This window comes from Pseudomonas sp. X4, from assembly GCF_040784925.1.
Lineage (GTDB): Bacteria > Pseudomonadota > Gammaproteobacteria > Pseudomonadales > Pseudomonadaceae > Aquipseudomonas > Aquipseudomonas putida_Z.
The window spans coordinates 2,104,126-2,120,126 of record NZ_CP160798.1; the positions used below are offsets into that span (position 1 = coordinate 2,104,126).

The following is a 16,001-nucleotide window of genomic DNA, read 5'->3' on the forward strand; positions in this document are numbered from 1 at the left end:
CCTCTATTTGCGCAACAGGCGCAAGCCGTTGAACACCACCAGCAGGCTCACGCCCATGTCGGCGAACACCGCCATCCACATGGTGGCCATGCCGGCAAAGGTGATCGCCAGGAATATCGCCTTGATGCCCAACGCCAGAACGATGTTCTGCATGAGGATCGCCGCACTTTGGCGCGACAGCCTGACGAAGGCCGGGATTTTCCGCAAGTCGTCGTCCATCAGCGCCACATCGGCGGTCTCGATGGCGGTGTCGGTACCGGCTGCCGCCATGGCAAAACCGATCTCGGCCCGAGCCAGCGCCGGGGCGTCGTTGATACCGTCACCGACCATGCCCACCCGATGGCCCTGGGCGTACAGGGTTTCGATGCTCTTGAGCTTGTCGGCAGGCAGCAGGTTGCCCTCGGCACGGTCGATGCCCACCACGGTGGCGATGGCCTGGGCGGTATGCGGATTGTCACCGGTCAGCATGACAGTCTTGATGCCCAGCTCGTGCAGCTCGGCGATGGCCTGGCGACTGCTTTCCTTGACCGTGTCGGCCACCGCGAACAGCGCCAACGGGCCGGAGCGGTCGAGCAGCAGCACCACGGTCTTGCCCTGGCGCTCCAGCGCATCCAGCTGGGCCTCGAGCTCGGGCGAGCACAGCCCCAGCTCCTCGACCAGACGGTGGTTACCCAGGTGGTAAACCTCACCCGCGATGGTACCGCGCACGCCGCGCCCGGCCAGGGCGGCGAAGTCATCGACCTCGCTCAAGGCCAGGCCTTGCTCCTTGCCGAACTGGGCAATGGCGCGGGAAACCGGGTGATCCGAACGCTCGCCCAGGCTGGCGGCCAGGGCTTGCGCGCGGCCTTCGAACAGCGGCTCCAGTACCTTGGCATCGGTCTGCACCGGCTTGCCGTGGGTGATGGTGCCGGTCTTGTCCAGGGCCAGGAAGTCCAGCTGGCGCCCGCCTTCCAGGTACACGCCACCCTTGATCAGGATGCCCTTGCGCGCGGCGGCGGCCAGGCCGCTGACGATGGTCACCGGGGTCGAGATCACCAGGGCGCATGGGCAGGCCACCACCAACAGCACCAGGGCGCGATAGACCCAGTCGAACCAGGCACCGCCCATGAACAGCGGCGGTATCACCGCAACGGCAAGGGCAATGGCAAACACCACCGGGGTGTAGATGCGCGAGAAGCGGTCGACGAAACGCTGGGTAGGCGCCCGCGCGCCTTGCGCTTCCTCGACGGCCTTGATGATTCGCGCCAGGGTCGATTGCCCGGCAGCAGCGGTAACGCGGAACTCCAGCGCCCCTGCCTGGTTGATGGTACCGGCGAACAACTTGTCGCCCACGGCCTTCTCCACAGGCAGGCTTTCGCCGGTGATCGGCGCCTGATCGACGGTGGATTGCCCGCTGGTCACTTCTCCGTCCAGGCCAATGCGTTCGCCGGGGCGTACCCGCACCAGGGCACCGATGGCCACTTCCCGCACCTCCACTTCCCGCCATTGGCCATCGGCCTGGCGCACGGTGGCCATGTCCGGGGTGAGCTGCATCAGGCCGCCAATGGCGTTGCGCGCGCGGTCCAGCGAGCGGGCTTCGATCAGCTCGGCGACGGTGAACAGCACCATCACCATGGCCGCTTCCGGCCACTGGCCGATCAGCACCGCGCCAGTCACGGCAATGCTCATCAGCGCGTTGATGTTGAGGTTGCGGTTTTTCAGGGCGATCCAGCCCTTCTTGTAGGTACCCAGGCCACAGCCGAGGATCGCTGCCAGCGCCAGCGCCGCCACCACCCACTCCGGGGCCAGCGCGGCAAAGTGCACGATTTCGGCGGCGATCGCGGCAATGCCGGACAGCGCCAGCGGCCACCAGCGGGTCTTGGCCACGTGTGATGCGCTGGCGGTGCCATCGTCTTCGGCGCCAAGCGGCTCGGCCTTCATGCCCAGGCTGTCGATGGCCTGCTCGATTTCAGCAGTGCCACCCAGGGTATGGCGCACGCCAAGCACACGGTTGATCAGGTTGAATTCCAGCTGCTCGATACCGGCCACCTTGCCCAGCTTGTCCTGGATCAGGGTCTGCTCGGTAGGGCAGTCCATGGCCTCGATGCGAAAACGGCTGAACTGGGCGTGGCTGCTGGCCTTTTCGCTCAGCTGGACCAAGGCTGGCGCAGCAGCGCTGCCACAGCAGCTGTGGGCGTGGTGATCGTGCTTGTGTTCGTGGCTGACAGGCTGGTTCATGGGGTCATCCTTAATTTGAGCCTGTTGCCAAGTGAACACCCTGTAGCCACTATAGGGTCAAGCCACTTGCTGGAGAATTTCGTGATGAAGATCGGAGAACTGGCCAAAGCCACCGACTGCGCCGTGGAAACCATCCGCTACTACGAGCGTGAACAGCTGCTGCCGGAGCCGGCGCGAAGCGACGGCAACTACCGGCTGTACACCCAGGCCCATGTCGAGCGGCTGACGTTCATCCGCAACTGCCGCACCCTGGACATGACCCTGGATGAAATCCGCAGCCTGCTACGCCTGCGCGACAGCCCCGATGATTCGTGCGGCAGCGTCAATGCGCTGATCGACGAACATATCGAGCATGTGCAGGCACGGATCGATGGTCTGGTGGCGTTGCAGGAACAGCTGGTAGAGCTGCGGCGGCGCTGCAATGCGCAAGGGGCGGAATGCGCGATCTTGCAGCAACTGGAGACGAACGGGGCGGTATCGGTGCCGGATACCGAGCATTCGCATGTGGGGCGAAGCCACGGGCATTGAAAGATCCAAGGGCCCAATCGCCGGCAAGCCGGCTCCCACAGGTTTTGCATAGCCCCAACTGGCAGCGCCGTCCTGTGGGAGCTGGCTTGCCGGCGAAAGGGCTGCAGAGCAGCCCCGGCAATCTAAAAGATCACACCGCCATCGGCGCCGTCATCGGCGCATGGTGCTCATACCCTTCCAGCCAGAAATCGCTCGGCTCGATCTTCTCCAGCCACTCCGGCTCGTACTTGCCAGTCTCGGCAAACGCCGGCACGCGGTCGCTGATCACCAGCTTCGGCGCTTCCAGCGGCTCACGCTTGAGCTGCTCGTTGAGCATGTCCAGGTGGTTCTCATACACATGGGCATCGCCGATGAAGTAGGTGAACCAGCGCGGGGTGTAGCCGGTCAGGCGGCCGAACAGCGACAGCAGCGCCGCGCCTTCGGTGAGGTTGAACGGCGTGCCCAGGCCCAGGTCGTTGGAACGGATGTAGAGGGTCAGGGAAATCTCCCTGGTCTCCACATTCGGGTGGAACTGGTACAGCAGGTGGCACGGCGGCAGGGCCATTTCGTCCAGCTGCGCACAGTTCCAGCCGTGGAACAGGATACGGCGGCTGCCCGGGTCGTTGGCGATGGTGTCCAGGCACTGGCGCACCTGGTCGATGGCCTTGTACAGGATGACGAACGCGACGCCGTCCTCCTCGTCCTGGGCGATGCGGCGGAAGCCCGCCCTCTCGGCCATTTCGATGGCCGCCGGGTTGCTCAGCGGGATGCGCTTGTAGCCCGGCCACTGGCGCCATTGCACGCCGTAGATCTCGCCAAGGTCGTCATGGCCCTGACGAAACGGGTTGGCCAGCCACTGGGCGTTCTCGTTGGCGTTCTGGTCCCAGACCTTGCAGCCCAGTTCGCGGAATTCACCGGCGTTCTTCACGCCACGCAGGAAACCGACCATTTCGCCGATCGCCGACTTGAACGCCAGTTTGCGCGTGGTAATGGCCGGGAAGCCCTTCTGCAAGTCGAAACGCAGCATGGCGCCCGGCAGGCTGATGGTGCGGATGCCGGTGCGGTTGCCCTGCAGCGTGCCGTTGTCGATGACGTCGCGGACCAGGTCCAGATACTGTTTCATGGCTTACCTGTAGCAAAAACGGCAGGGGGATCGCCCCTGCCGTGGGATTAATCAGGCGGGTTTCGCCGTAGGCTTGCGATTATAAGCCCACCAGATCAGGCCAAGGCCAGCCAGGATCATCGGCACGCACAGAATCTGACCCATGGTCAGCCAGCCCCAGGCCAGGTAGCCAAGCTGGGCATCCGGTACGCGGACGAATTCGACGATGAAGCGGAAGATGCCGTAGAACAGCGCGAACATGCCGGACACCGCCATGGTCGGCCGCGGCTTGCGCGAGAACGCCCAGAGAATCAGGAACAGCGCTACACCTTCGAGTGCGAACTGGTACAGCTGCGATGGGTGACGCGGCAGCTGCGCCGGGTCGCTGAACGGCGGGAAGACCATCGCCCATGGCACGTCGGTGGCCTTGCCCCACAGCTCGGCGTTGATGAAGTTGCCGATGCGCCCGGCCCCCAGGCCGATCGGCACCAGCGGCGCGACGAAGTCCATCAGCTCGAAGAACGACTTGTTGTTGCGCTTGCCGAACCACAAGGCCGCCAGCATCACGCCGATGAAACCGCCGTGGAACGACATGCCACCCTTCCACACCTCGAAGATCAGCGTCGGATTGGCCAGGTAGGCGTGCAGGTCGTAGAACAGCACGTAGCCCAGGCGACCACCGACGATCACACCCATCGACAGCCAGAACACCAGGTCGGAGAGCTTTTCGCGCGTCCAGGTGGGGTCGAAGCGGTTCAGCCGGCGCGAGGCAAGCAGCCAGGCACCGCCGATGCCGACCAGGTACATCAGGCCGTACCAATGGATTTTCAGCGGCCCGATGGCCACGGCCACGGGGTCTATCTGCGGGTAAGGCAGCATGGAACTTCCTCTCGATTCAAATCAAAAAGCTGAGGCCGACACAGAACAGCAGGGCTGCGAACAGGCGTTTCAACAAACGTGGCGACAGCTTGTGCGCCAGGCGCGCGCCGAAGCGGGCGAAAAACATGCTGGTCACGGCAATGCCGAGCAGCGCCGGCAGGTACACGTAACCCAGGCTGTGGGCCGGCAGATGCTCCTCGTGCCAACCCAGCAGCATGAAACTCAGGGCACTGGCCAAGGCAATCGGCAGGCCACAGGCCGAAGACGTGGCCACTGCCTGCTGCATGGGCAGGCTGCGCCAGGTCAGGAACGGCACGGTCAGCGAACCGCCGCCGATGCCGAAAATGGCCGAAGCCCAGCCGATCACCCCACCTGCACCGATCAGCGCGGGCTTGCCGGGGATGCCACGACTGGCCTTGGGCTTGAGGTCCAGGGCCATCTGCGCGGCGATGACCAGGGCGAACACACCGATGATCTTTTGCAGCAGTGGCCCCTGGATCAGCGAGGCGGTCTTGGCGCCGACACCGGCCCCGAGGAGGATGCCGAGGGTCATCCAGGCGAAGATCGGCCATTGCACAGCGCCCTTGCGATGGTGCTCGAGCACGGCGTTGATCGAGGTGAAGACGATGGTTGCCAGCGACGTACCGACAGCCAGGTGGGTCAGCACCGAGGCATCGAAACCTTGCAAGGTGAAGCTGAACACCAGCACCGGCACGATGATGATACCGCCGCCCACGCCGAACAGCCCGGCCAGCACACCGGCGCAGGCGCCCAACAGCAGATAGAGCACGAATTCCATTCGTCTTCCCCGAGAAAACAATGCGGCATGGTAACGGAAGCCGGGCTCGGGGCTCTAGTGAACAGTGTGTCAGGATGGATCCTCCCCGCCGCTGTGGGTACAGTGGCAAAAAACCCAGAGGCCCGACCGATGTGCCTGATCGTATTCGCCTGGCGGCCGGGGCATGCCCTGCCGCTGATCGTGGCGGCCAACCGCGATGAGTTCTATGCCCGCCCCACCCAGGCCCTGGCGGCCTGGGAGGATGCACCCGGGGTATATGCCGGGCGCGACCTGGAGGCCGGCGGCACCTGGCTGGGCGTCGGCCCGCAGGGGCGGTTCGCGGCGCTGACCAATATTCGCGACCCGGCGCAGGCTTTGGGGCCGCGCTCGCGGGGCGAGCTGGTGGCGGCGTATCTGCAGGGGGAGTTGGGGGTCGAGGCCTATCTGGACCAGGTGGCCAGCCGCAGCAGGCAATATTCAGGGTTCAACCTGCTGGTGGGCGATGGGCGACAGCTGGGCTATCTGCATGCCCGGGACGCAGCGCCGCGCTTGCTGAAGGCCGGGGTTTACGGGCTTTCCAATGCCGGGCTGGATACGCCTTGGCCGAAGCTGGTGAAGGCGCGCAGTGGGCTGGAAGGGCTACTGGAGACGCCAGAGCCACAGCGCTTGCTGGCGTTGCTGGCCGATGCCGAACCGGCGCCGGAGGGCGAGTTGCCGGAGACGGGCGTGGGGTTGGCGACCGAGAAGCTGCTGTCGAGCGTATTCATTGCCAGCCAGAACTACGGGACGCGGGCGAGCACGGTGCTGATTGTGGATGATCAGGGGAAAAGGCGACTGGTTGAACGCAGTTTCGGGCCCTTTGGTGGGCATTTGGGGGAAGTTGAGTTGCTGGTCTGATAATTTGATGTTGCTTGCTCCGGCCTCTTCGCGGGTAAACCCGCTCCCACAGGTACTGCGCCGCATCTGAAGGCTGCGCTGTACCTGTGGGAGCGGGTTTACCCGCGAAGAGGCCGGAACAGGCCACCTCATATTCAGAGGGTTTTATTGGCCCCAGGCCCGATCATCCGCGCCAACCCAAGGTTTTTCAGGGCCAGTTGCAGCGAGCTGTGGATAACCTGCGGGTTGTCATGGCTCAAGGCCTCCACCAGCAGCTCCTTGGCCTTGCTCATATTCACCTGACGCAGCATCCACTTCACCTTCGGCAGGTTGGTGGCGTTCATCGACAGGCTGTCGAAGCCCATGGCCATCAACAGAATCGCCGCTGCCGGGTCACCGGCCATCTCACCGCAGATACTCACCGGCTTGCCTTCGCCATGGGCGTCGCGCACCACCGTGTTCAGTGCCTGCAACACCGCCGGGTGCAGGTAGTCGTACAGGTCGGCGACCCGCGGGTTGTTGCGGTCCACCGCCAGCAGATACTGGGTCAGGTCGTTGGAACCGACCGACAGGAAGTCCACCTGCCGCGCCAGCTCCTTGGTCTGGTACACCGCCGCAGGAATTTCCACCATCACGCCAACCGGTGGCATCGGCACATCGGTGCCTTCGTCACGCACCTCGCCCCAGGCGCGGTGGATCAGGTGCAGCGCCTCTTCCAGCTCATGGATGCCGGAAATCATCGGCAGCAGGATACGCAGGTTGTTCAGCCCCTCGCTGGCCTTGAGCATGGCGCGGGTCTGCACCAGGAAGATTTCCGGGTGGTCGAGGGTGACGCGAATGCCGCGCCAGCCGAGGAACGGGTTTTCTTCCTTGATCGGGAAGTACGACAGCGACTTGTCGCCACCGATGTCGAGAGTACGCATGGTCACCGGCAGCGGGTGGAAGGCCGCCAGCTGCTCGCGGTAGATGGCCAACTGCTCTTTCTCGCTGGGGAAGCGCTGATTGATCATGAACGGCACTTCGGTGCGGTACAGCCCCACCCCTTCGGCGCCACGCTGCTGGGCACGGGCCACGTCGGCGAGCAGGCCGGTGTTTACCCACAGCGGCATGCGGTGGCCGTCCGGGGTAACACACGGCAGTTCGCGCAGGGCATCCAGGCCCTGGGCCAGCTGGCGCTCCTCCTCGACCACGTCGCTGTACTGCTTGCGCAGCACTTCGCTGGGGTTGGTGAACACCTCGCCCTTGTAGCCGTCGACGATCATCTCGATGCCGTCGACCTTGGAATAAGGCAAGTCGACCAGGCCCATCACCGTGGGGATGCCCATGGCGCGAGCCAGGATGGCGACGTGGGAGTTGCCCGAGCCCAGTACCGAGACCAGGCCGACCAGCTTGCCTTCCGGCACTTCGCCGAGCATCGCCGGGGTCAGCTCTTCACTGACCAGAATGGTGTTGTCGGCATACACCAGCGACTGCGCACGGGCTTCCTGCAGGTAGGCCAGCAGGCGCCGGCCCAGGTCCTTGACGTCGGAGGCGCGCTCGCGCAGGTAGTCATCGTCCATCAGCTCGAAGCGGTTGACGTGCTCGCCCACCACCTGGCGCAGTGCGCCCTGGGCCCACTGGCCGGTCTTGATGACCTCGGTCACCTCACCGCCCAGGGCCGCGTCTTCGAGCATCATCAGGTACACATCGAACAGTGCACGCTCCTCCGGGCGCAGCTGGGTGGCCAGCTTGGCCGACAGCTTGCGCATATCGTCGCGCACACCTTCGAGGGCGTTCTGGAACAGCTTCAGCTCGGCGTCGATGTCATCGACGGTCTTGTCCGGTACCACTTCCAGATCGGCTGGCGGCAGCATCACCACTGCGCGCCCCACGGCGGCGCCAGGCGAGCCCGGTACACCGACGAAGCGCGCTTCCTGGATACCTTTGCCCTGGCGGCCCAGGCCACGGATCGAGCCGGTGGCCTCGGCGTGGGCGATAACCCCTGCGAGCTGGGCGCTCATGGTGACCAGGAAGGCTTCTTCGCCCTCGTCGAACTGGCGGCGCTCCTTTTGCTGGATGACCAATACCCCGACCACGCGGCGGTGGTGGATGATCGGCGCACCGAGGAAGGAGGCGAATTTTTCCTCGCCGGTTTCGGCAAAGTAGCGGTAACGCGGGTGGTCGGCAGCGTTTTCCAGGTTCAGCGGCTCTTCCCGGGTACCGACCAGGCCGACCAGGCCTTCGTTGGGGGCCATGCTGACCTTGCCGATGGAGCGCTTGTTCAGGCCTTCGGTGGCCATCAGCACGAAGCGGTTGGTTTCCGGGTCGAGCAGGTAGACCGAGCAGACCTGGCTGCCCATGGCCTCCTTGACACGCAAGACAATGATCCCCAACGCCGACTTGAGATCTTTGGCGGAGTTTACTTCCTGGACGATCTTGCGCAGCGTATTGAGCATGGCTCGGGGTCGAACTCCGTCGTCAGTCGCGCGTCAGCAGACGCGGTGCTAGCTCTTTCAGGGCGCGTCGGTAGACCTCGCGCTTGAATGTCACAACCTGGCCCAGCGGGTACCAATAGCTGACCCAGCGCCAGCCGTCGAATTCCGGCTTGCCGGTCAGGTCCATCCGCACCCGTTGTTCGTTGCTGACCAGACGCAGCAGGAACCATTTCTGCTTCTGGCCGATGCACAGCGGCTGGCTATGCGTACGCACCAGTCGCTGGGGTAAACGATAACGCAACCAGCCACGGGTGCAGGCAAGAATTTCCACATCATCGCGTTCAAGGCCAACTTCTTCGTTCAGCTCGCGGTACAGGGCATCTTCCGGCGTCTCGTCAGGGTTGATGCCACCCTGGGGAAACTGCCAGGCATCCTGGTTGATCCGTCGAGCCCATAGCACCTGCCCGGCATCATTCGTGAGAATGATCCCGACATTGGGGCGAAAACCATCCGGGTCGATCACGGCAGCAACCTCGCAAACGCATGTCACCGCATTGTTCCACAAAGCTTGCGAGCGCAGCAACGCGCCCGCCAAGCTTATGTGCAGCAGCGTGAAAACTCCGTATTCTGCGGGCCTACCCTGTGGCTTATGCGAGTGACCGCGATGCGCCTGGCTTTATTCGACCTGGACAATACCCTCCTCGGTGGCGACAGCGACCATGCCTGGGGTGACTACCTCTGCCAGCGCGGCATCCTCGACCCGGTTACCTACAAGCAACGCAACGATGGCTTCTATCAGGAATACCTGAACGGCACCCTGGACCTGCAGGCCTACCTGGCCTTTTCCATGGAAATCCTTGCGGCAACACCGGTAGCCCAGCTCGACGAATGGCACCGCGACTTCATGCGCGACTGCATCGAGCCGATCATCCTGCCTAAGGCGCTGAGCTTGCTGCAGCAGCACCGCGAGGCCGGCGACCAGCTGGTGATCATCACCGCCACCAACCGCTTCGTCACCGCACCGATTGCCCGGCGCCTGGGAGTTCGCGTGTTGCTGGCGACCGAATGCGAGATGCGTGATGGCCGCTATACCGGGCGTAGTACCGATATACCGTGTTTCCGTGAAGGCAAGGTGACGCGGCTGGAGCGCTGGATGCTGGAGAACGGCTTCGATCTCGAGGACAGCTATTTCTATAGCGACTCGATGAACGATTTGCCGCTGTTGCAGCGGGTGGCGCATGCGGTGGCGGTAGACCCCGACCCGAAGCTGCGGGCGGAGGCCGAGATGCGTGGGTGGCCTGTGGTTTCGCTGCGGGATTGAGGTTTTACTGTGCCGGCCTCTTCGCGGGTAAACCCGCTCCCACAGGTACTGCACAGCCCTCAAGCCTTGCTCAGATCCTGTAGGAGCGGGTTTACCCGCGAAGAGGCCGGCACATACAGCACAAGCCTGTCAGACCGGCTTGGCCCCCATCAACCCGGCGATGGACAGGAAGCAAACCCCACTGAACACCGCCAGTGCCAGGGTAAAGCGCAACCCCACCACCTCGGCCTTGCGCAGCCGGTTCAGCCGCACCAGCAGCCACCACACGGCAAACGCGCCCAGCGTATAGATGATGCTGGACGCCAGCACCCAGGTCTGCCCCAGCGGCCAGCCCACCAGGTGCACCAGCCACCAGCCAGTAAACGGCATGCTCACCAGGCACAGGCCCATCACCAGCCAGACGAACACCAGCGGCCGACGCAGCAGCTTGGCGTAGGCCTCGGCATCGCCCTGGCGGCGGGCGCGCACGGTCCAGAGCGCCAGGCCCAGAGCACCCAGCAGTAGGAGCGCGGTGGCGATGATGTGCAGGGTCTTGAGGGTGGTCAGGTGTTCCATGTCTCGGTCGTCCTTAAGCAGGCCATTTTGTGCAGGCTTCTTCGCGGGCTTGCCCGCTCCCACAGGGATATCACAGGCCCTGAAGCCTGCGCAGTACCTGTGGGAGCGGGCAAGCCCGCGAAAGGGCCATCAGCCCCAGCTTAGCCGCTCAGCCCAGGAACAGCTTGTAAGCCGGGTTGTCAGTCTCGTCCCAGTACGGGTAGCCGATCTTCGCCAGCGCCGCCGGCACCAGGTGGCGCTCGTCCTCCGGCACCTGCAACCCCGCCACCACGCGCCCGTCAGCGGCACCATGGTTGCGGTAATGGAACATCGAGATGTTCCAGCGCCCGCCCAGCTTGTTGAGGAAGTTGAACAGCGCCCCCGGCCGCTCGGGGAACTCGAAGCGCAGCACCATCTCGTCACTGGCACCGGCCGAATGGCCACCGACCATGTGGCGAATATGCAGCTTGGCCAGCTCGTTGTCGGTCAGGTCGGTAACCGGGAAGCCCTGCTCGGTCAGTTGCTGCACCAGCGCCGCACGCGGGTCGTTTTCCGGGTGGGTCTGCACGCCGACGAAGATATGCGCCTCGTCGGAGGTGTGCTTGCGGTAGTTGAACTCGGTGATCTGGCGCTTGCCGATAGCCTCGCAGAAGGCCTTGAAGCTGCCCGGGCGCTCAGGGATGGTCACGGCGATGATCGCTTCGCGCTTTTCACCCAGCTCGGCACGCTCGGCCACATGGCGCAGGCGGTCGAAGTTGACGTTGGCACCGGAGTCGATGGCCACCAGGGTCTGCCCGGTCACGCCGTACAACTCGACGTACTTCTTGATGCCCGCCACGCCCAGGGCACCGGCAGGTTCGGTGATCGAGCGGGTATCATCGTAGATATCCTTGATAGCCGCGCAGATCTCGTCGGTACTGACGGTGACCACTTCATCCACATGATGGCGGCAGATATCGAAGGTGTGCTGGCCGATCTGAGCCACCGCCACGCCGTCGGCGAACAGCCCGACCTGCGGCAGCACCACGCGCTCGCCGGCCGCCATGGCCGCCTGCAGGCAGTTGGAGTCGTCCGGCTCGACGCCAATCACCTTGATTTCCGGGCGCAGGTACTTCACGTAGGCAGCAATGCCGGCGATCAGGCCACCGCCACCCACCGGCACGAAGATCGCGTCCAGCTGGCCTGGGTGCTGGCGCAGTATCTCCATTGCCACGGTGCCCTGGCCGGCGATGGTGTGCGGGTCGTCGTAGGGGTGCACGTAGACGAAGCCCTTTTCATCGACCAGTTTCAGCGAATAGGCCAGCGCCTCGGGGAACGAGTCGCCATGCAGCACCACCTTGCCGCCCCGCGAACGCACGCCTTCGACCTTGATTTCCGGGGTTGTCTTGGGCATCACGATAGTGGCCTTGATGCCCATCTCGCGCGCAGCCAGGGCCAGGCCCTGGGCGTGGTTGCCGGCCGAGGCGGTGACCACGCCACGGGCCAGTTCTTCCGGGGTCAGTTGGGCCAGCTTGTTGTAGGCCCCGCGGATCTTGAACGAGAACACCGGCTGCAGGTCTTCGCGCTTGAGCAGAATCTGGTTGCCCAGGCGCTTGCTCAGCTGCCCGGCGCTCTGCAGCGGGGTTTCGACCGCAACGTCGTAGACGCGCGAGGTGAGGATCTTCTTGACGTACTGTTCGAGCATCGGGAATGCATCACTGGGCCGCGGGACAAGGGCTGGGAGTCTACCCCAGCGCTACGTCGGGCGACCACAGCAAAGCCGCCCGAGCCGTTATACTAGGCTCTTTTCAAAACCGCCCTGCCCCTCTCGGAGCCCGCATGACCCAGGACCAACTCAAACAGGCCGTCGCCCAGGCCGCTGTCGACTTCATTCTGCCCAAGCTGGATGAAAAGAGCGTCGTCGGCGTCGGCACCGGTTCGACCGCCAACTTCTTCATCGACGCCCTGGCTCAGCACAAGACCGCCTTCGACGGCGCGGTCGCCAGCTCCGAAGCCACTGCCCAGCGTCTGAAGGGCCATGGCATCCCGGTCTACGAGCTGAACAGCGTCAGCGAACTGGAGTTCTACGTGGACGGCGCCGACGAGAGCGACGCGCACCTGAACCTGATCAAGGGCGGCGGCGCAGCCCTGACCCGCGAGAAGATCGTCGCCGCCGTGGCCAAGACCTTCATCTGCATCGCCGACGCCAGCAAGCTGGTACCGGTGCTGGGCGCCTTCCCGCTGCCGGTCGAAGTGATCCCGATGGCCCGCAGCCATGTGGCGCGCCAACTGGTCAAGCTGGGTGGTGACCCGGTGTACCGTGAGGGCGTGGTTACCGACAACGGCAACGTGATCCTCGATGTGCACAACCTGCAGATCACCAACCCGGTGGAGCTGGAAGCACAGATCAACGCCATCGTTGGCGTGGTGACCAACGGCCTGTTCGCGGCGCGTCCGGCGGATTTGCTGCTGCTGGGTACGTCTGAGGGCGTGAAGAGCCTCAAGGCCGAGTAACCTTCTTCGCGGGCGCGCCCGCTCCCACAGGTACTGCACAGGGTCCGAAACCTGTGGCGTACCTGTGGGAGCGGGCATGCCCGCGAATAGGCCCTCACAGGCACTCACTCCGCTGGCTGTTTGAACACATAGAACAAGTTCGGCTCACTGACCAGATAGATGGTCCCTGCCTCATCCATCGCAATCCCCTCCGCCTGCGGCACCGTCGCCTGCAACCCCTGGAACCCCTTGCGCAACGACAAGGTACTCAGCGGCCGGCCCTCCACATCCAGCTCCAGCACCAGCCGCGACTCGTCCGACAGCGCCAGCAGGTGCCCGCTGCGCTCATCGAACTGCAAGCTCGACAGGTCCCGCACGAACAGCCGCGAATCGCGCTTGCGGTCCTGCACCACATGCACCGCATAGGGCTGCTCAGGGTTGTCGTGCGGGAAGCCATGCACCTCGTAGATCAGCATCGGGTCACGCTCCTTGGCCACGAACAGGCGCTTGCCCGCCGAATCGTAAGCCAGCCCCTCGAAACCCTTGTTGCCGTTCAGGCCAATGCCCAGGGTCAGCTGCTCGGCATCGCCGGCATCGAGGAACATCGTGTCGTCCTCCAGGCGCACGCGAATCAGCCGCTGCTGACGCTCGTCGGTGATCACATAGCTGTTGGGCCCGACGTACTCCACGGCTTCCGGGTCGCCGAAGCCGGTCAGCGGCACCCGGCGCAGGATGCGGCCGTCCAGCGACAGCTCGATCAGCTCCGAGCGGGCATTGGTGACGGTAAACAGGGTCTTGCGGTCGGGGTCGTAGGTCAGCGCCGATATGTCGTCATCCAGCCCTTCGACCGGCTGCGCCTCCACCACCACCCGGTAGCGGTCCAGGCCGATGCTCTGCTCGGCGGGCTGCCACCAGGCCTTGAGGTTGAACCAGCCACGCTCGAACAGGCGGAACTCCTGCCCGGCCAGGCCGAGCAGGAGCAGGCCGATGGCGGCCAGGACAAGGAACAGGCGAACAAAACGGCGCATGAGGGCAGACTCGACATAGGGGTGGCGAATCTAACCATGAACAACTGAAGTAAAGCTTAATGCCAGCATCCGAAAAGTCGGATGTTGGGCTCAGTTCTTTCTGAAGCGATAGAACAGGGCCGGCTCGCTGACCATGTACAGGTTGCCCTTGTCGTCCATGGCCACCCCCTCGGCACGCGGAATGGTGTCCTGCAGGCCGTTGAAACCGCCGAGCAAGGTCATGAAGCTGACCTGCTGACCCTGCTCGTCCAGCTCCAGCAGCATGTTGGAATCGGCCGACAGCGCCAGCAGGTGGCCGGTACGCGGGTCGACGCCCAGCGCCGAGAGGTTGCGCAGGTCCAGTTCATCGTTGGGCAACGGCTGCTTTTCGCCCGTGAGCGGGCTGCGGCCATCGGTGTTCCAGGTGTACAGCCTTGGCGGGCGCTCCTCGCCGATGACCAGGCGCTGGCGCAGCGGGTCCCAGGCCACCGCCTCGAAGCCCTTGTTGCTCTTCACCGACTGGCCCAGGTCGTGGCTCTGGAAATCATCATGGTTCAACGAAGTGGTCTGCGCATCCACCTTGACCACGGTCAGGTCGTGCAGGCGCTCATCGGTGATTGCCAGGAAGCCGTCTTCCAACACGGCGACGCCTTCCGGGTTGTTCCAGCCGTTGAGGGGGATCTTGCGCAGTACATCGCCATCCAGGCTCAGTTCGACCAGGATCGGGTTCTTGCCCATGACTGCGAACAGGGTTCGGGTACGCGGGTTGAAGGCCACATCCGAAGCTTCATCGTCGTCCATGCCTGGCAGCGGCTTGGCATCGATGTCGACCTGGTAGTCCGGCAGCCATACGCTTTCGCTGCGCTCGGCGGTGCTTTCGAAGCCTTCCTTGACCCACAGCGCGCCGCGGTCATCCCAATGCATGGCCACGGCCACGCCATAGCCGATTACCGCCGCCGCGGCCAGGCCGAAGGGCCAGCGCAGGAAGAAACGACGCTTGGGGGTTGCCGGGGCGCTGGAGGGAGATGGCATGCAGGGGTCCTGGGGAAATGGGCGTAGGTTCGCGCATTATCCGGATCAGGTGTGAAAAATCGGTAAACAGGGCCGGCCTCTTCGCGGGCATGCCCGCTCCCACAGGGTTCTCCACAGGTTTGAAGCTTGTGATACTCCTGTGGGAGCGGGCGTGCCCGCGAAGAAGGCGACGCGGTCTCGAGTCAGAGCACCCGGCTTTCGAAGCGGCTCACACCCGGCAGCTCAAGCACCAGCTCATCACCGACATTGAACGGCCCCACACCCGCCGGGGTGCCGGTGAGAATCACATCCCCCGCCTGCAGCGAAAAATGTGCCGCCATGTACTGAATCATCGGCACGATCGGGTTGAGCATCATCGCGCTGTTACCGTCCTGGCGAACTTCGCCGTTGACGGTCAGGCGCACCGGGATGTCGGTCACATCCTCGAAGCTGGCGGCTGACACGAACGGCGGCAGTACGCAGGCGCCGTCGAAGCACTTGGCCAACTCCCATGGCAGGCCCTTCTCTTTCAGCTTGGCCTGCACATCGCGCAGGGTGAGGTCCAGCGCCGGGGCGTAACCGGAAATGGCGTCCAGCACCTCTTCCTCGCTCGGATGAGTCGACAGCGGCTTGCCCAGCAGCACGGCAATTTCCGCCTCATAGTGCACCGAGCCACGCTCGACCGGAATCTTGAAGCCGCCCTCGGCCGGCACCACGCAGCTGCCCGGCTTGATGAACAGCAGCGGTTCGGTGGGGATCGGGTTGTCCAGCTCCTTGGCATGCTCGGCATAGTTACGGCCGATGCACACCACCTTGCCCAGCGGGAAGTGAATGCGTGTGCCGTCTACGTACTGGTGCTGGTAACTCATGGCCGACTCCTCTG

At 64.2% G+C, this 16,001-nt stretch carries 15 protein-coding genes; 4 read left to right on the forward strand and 11 right to left on the reverse strand.

All coding sequences use genetic code 11. The annotated features are described in order from the left end of the window. Positions 1 to 3: 3 nt before the first annotated feature. Positions 4 to 2,217 carry a heavy metal translocating P-type ATPase gene (locus tag ABX298_RS09200; protein ID WP_367394335.1) on the reverse strand — a complete coding sequence of 738 codons (2,214 nt, stop codon included), beginning with the start codon at positions 2,215 to 2,217 and terminating at the stop codon, positions 4 to 6. A gap of 84 nt (positions 2,218 to 2,301) precedes the next feature. On the opposite strand from ABX298_RS09200, the gene cadR reads away from it, so the two are divergent. Continuing rightward, positions 2,302 to 2,745: a cadmium resistance transcriptional regulator CadR gene (cadR, locus tag ABX298_RS09205; protein WP_016712550.1), complete on the forward strand. Its 444-nt coding sequence runs from the start codon at positions 2,302 to 2,304 to the stop codon at positions 2,743 to 2,745. 130 nt (positions 2,746 to 2,875) lie between these two features. Here the strand turns inward: cadR and ABX298_RS09210 are convergent, their stop codons facing one another. From ABX298_RS09210 to ABX298_RS09220, 3 genes are read right to left on the reverse strand one after another with little or no spacing between them, the layout of a single operon-like run. Continuing rightward, entirely contained in the window at positions 2,876 to 3,847 is a 972-nt protein-coding gene (locus ABX298_RS09210; protein WP_075046678.1) for a thymidylate synthase, read from the reverse strand. Positions 3,848 to 3,898: 51 nt separating this feature from the next. Further along, positions 3,899 to 4,705 (reverse strand): prolipoprotein diacylglyceryl transferase, encoded by an 807-nt coding sequence (gene lgt, locus ABX298_RS09215; protein WP_013974665.1) that lies wholly within the window; start codon positions 4,703 to 4,705, stop codon positions 3,899 to 3,901. 16 nt (positions 4,706 to 4,721) lie between these two features. Next, positions 4,722 to 5,504 carry a sulfite exporter TauE/SafE family protein gene (locus ABX298_RS09220; RefSeq protein WP_024087873.1) on the reverse strand — a complete coding sequence of 261 codons (783 nt, stop codon included), beginning with the start codon at positions 5,502 to 5,504 and terminating at the stop codon, positions 4,722 to 4,724. 129 nt (positions 5,505 to 5,633) lie between these two features. On the opposite strand from ABX298_RS09220, the gene ABX298_RS09225 reads away from it, so the two are divergent. Next, on the forward strand, positions 5,634 to 6,380 hold the full coding sequence (locus ABX298_RS09225; RefSeq protein WP_075046679.1) for an NRDE family protein: 747 nt from the start codon (positions 5,634 to 5,636) through the stop codon (positions 6,378 to 6,380). 134 nt (positions 6,381 to 6,514) lie between these two features. Here ABX298_RS09225 and ptsP read toward each other — a convergent pair whose 3' ends face one another. Beyond that, entirely contained in the window at positions 6,515 to 8,794 is a 2,280-nt protein-coding gene (gene ptsP, locus ABX298_RS09230) for a phosphoenolpyruvate--protein phosphotransferase (protein ID WP_013974668.1), read from the reverse strand. A 22-nt stretch (positions 8,795 to 8,816) separates the two neighbouring features. Further along, positions 8,817 to 9,296 carry an RNA pyrophosphohydrolase gene (locus ABX298_RS09235; protein ID WP_003249017.1) on the reverse strand — a complete coding sequence of 160 codons (480 nt, stop codon included), beginning with the start codon at positions 9,294 to 9,296 and terminating at the stop codon, positions 8,817 to 8,819. A 141-nt stretch (positions 9,297 to 9,437) separates the two neighbouring features. On the opposite strand from ABX298_RS09235, the gene ABX298_RS09240 reads away from it, so the two are divergent. Beyond that, entirely contained in the window at positions 9,438 to 10,094 is a 657-nt protein-coding gene (locus ABX298_RS09240; RefSeq protein WP_075046680.1) for an HAD family phosphatase, read from the forward strand. A 129-nt stretch (positions 10,095 to 10,223) separates the two neighbouring features. On the opposite strand, the gene ABX298_RS09245 is transcribed toward ABX298_RS09240, so the two are convergent. Beyond that, positions 10,224 to 10,649 carry a DUF2269 domain-containing protein gene (locus ABX298_RS09245; RefSeq protein ID WP_075046681.1) on the reverse strand — a complete coding sequence of 142 codons (426 nt, stop codon included), beginning with the start codon at positions 10,647 to 10,649 and terminating at the stop codon, positions 10,224 to 10,226. A gap of 148 nt (positions 10,650 to 10,797) precedes the next feature. Beyond that, positions 10,798 to 12,312, reverse strand: coding sequence for a threonine ammonia-lyase, biosynthetic (gene ilvA / locus ABX298_RS09250; protein ID WP_013974671.1), 1,515 nt, complete (start codon positions 12,310 to 12,312; stop codon positions 10,798 to 10,800). Positions 12,313 to 12,446: 134 nt separating this feature from the next. Here ilvA and rpiA point away from each other — a divergent pair, with 134 nt between their 5' ends. Then, positions 12,447 to 13,121 (forward strand): ribose-5-phosphate isomerase RpiA, encoded by a 675-nt coding sequence (rpiA, locus tag ABX298_RS09255; protein ID WP_013974672.1) that lies wholly within the window; start codon positions 12,447 to 12,449, stop codon positions 13,119 to 13,121. A gap of 104 nt (positions 13,122 to 13,225) precedes the next feature. Here rpiA and ABX298_RS09260 read toward each other — a convergent pair whose 3' ends face one another. The 3 genes from ABX298_RS09260 to ABX298_RS09270 form a co-directional block, all read right to left on the reverse strand. Next, positions 13,226 to 14,128, reverse strand: coding sequence for an SdiA-regulated domain-containing protein (locus ABX298_RS09260; RefSeq protein ID WP_085664327.1), 903 nt, complete (start codon positions 14,126 to 14,128; stop codon positions 13,226 to 13,228). A gap of 90 nt (positions 14,129 to 14,218) precedes the next feature. After that, positions 14,219 to 15,139, reverse strand: coding sequence for an SdiA-regulated domain-containing protein (locus tag ABX298_RS09265; RefSeq protein ID WP_367394336.1), 921 nt, complete (start codon positions 15,137 to 15,139; stop codon positions 14,219 to 14,221). A gap of 182 nt (positions 15,140 to 15,321) precedes the next feature. Then, the gene (locus tag ABX298_RS09270) at positions 15,322 to 15,987 is read right to left on the reverse strand and encodes a fumarylacetoacetate hydrolase family protein (RefSeq protein WP_019472496.1); all 666 of its coding nucleotides are present in this window, start codon (positions 15,985 to 15,987) and stop codon (positions 15,322 to 15,324) included. Positions 15,988 to 16,001 lie beyond the last annotated feature (14 nt).

Bases quoted from the DNA above. Each gene is read 5' to 3' on its own strand.
- ABX298_RS09200 (WP_367394335.1), bottom strand. From the start codon at position 2,217: ATGAACCAGCCTGTCAGCCACGAACACAAGCACGATCACCACGCCCAC.
- cadR (WP_016712550.1), top strand. From the start codon at position 2,302: ATGAAGATCGGAGAACTGGCCAAAGCCACCGACTGCGCCGTGGAAACC.
- ABX298_RS09210 (WP_075046678.1), bottom strand. From the start codon at position 3,847: ATGAAACAGTATCTGGACCTGGTCCGCGACGTCATCGACAACGGCACG.
- lgt (WP_013974665.1), bottom strand. From the start codon at position 4,705: ATGCTGCCTTACCCGCAGATAGACCCCGTGGCCGTGGCCATCGGGCCG.
- ABX298_RS09220 (WP_024087873.1), bottom strand. From the start codon at position 5,504: ATGGAATTCGTGCTCTATCTGCTGTTGGGCGCCTGCGCCGGTGTGCTG.
- ABX298_RS09225 (WP_075046679.1), top strand. From the start codon at position 5,634: ATGTGCCTGATCGTATTCGCCTGGCGGCCGGGGCATGCCCTGCCGCTG.
- ptsP (WP_013974668.1), bottom strand. From the start codon at position 8,794: ATGCTCAATACGCTGCGCAAGATCGTCCAGGAAGTAAACTCCGCCAAA.
- ABX298_RS09240 (WP_075046680.1), top strand. From the start codon at position 9,438: ATGCGCCTGGCTTTATTCGACCTGGACAATACCCTCCTCGGTGGCGAC.
- ABX298_RS09245 (WP_075046681.1), bottom strand. From the start codon at position 10,649: ATGGAACACCTGACCACCCTCAAGACCCTGCACATCATCGCCACCGCG.
- ilvA (WP_013974671.1), bottom strand. From the start codon at position 12,312: ATGCTCGAACAGTACGTCAAGAAGATCCTCACCTCGCGCGTCTACGAC.
- rpiA (WP_013974672.1), top strand. From the start codon at position 12,447: ATGACCCAGGACCAACTCAAACAGGCCGTCGCCCAGGCCGCTGTCGAC.
- ABX298_RS09260 (WP_085664327.1), bottom strand. From the start codon at position 14,128: ATGCGCCGTTTTGTTCGCCTGTTCCTTGTCCTGGCCGCCATCGGCCTG.
- ABX298_RS09265 (WP_367394336.1), bottom strand. From the start codon at position 15,139: ATGCCATCTCCCTCCAGCGCCCCGGCAACCCCCAAGCGTCGTTTCTTC.
- ABX298_RS09270 (WP_019472496.1), bottom strand. From the start codon at position 15,987: ATGAGTTACCAGCACCAGTACGTAGACGGCACACGCATTCACTTCCCG.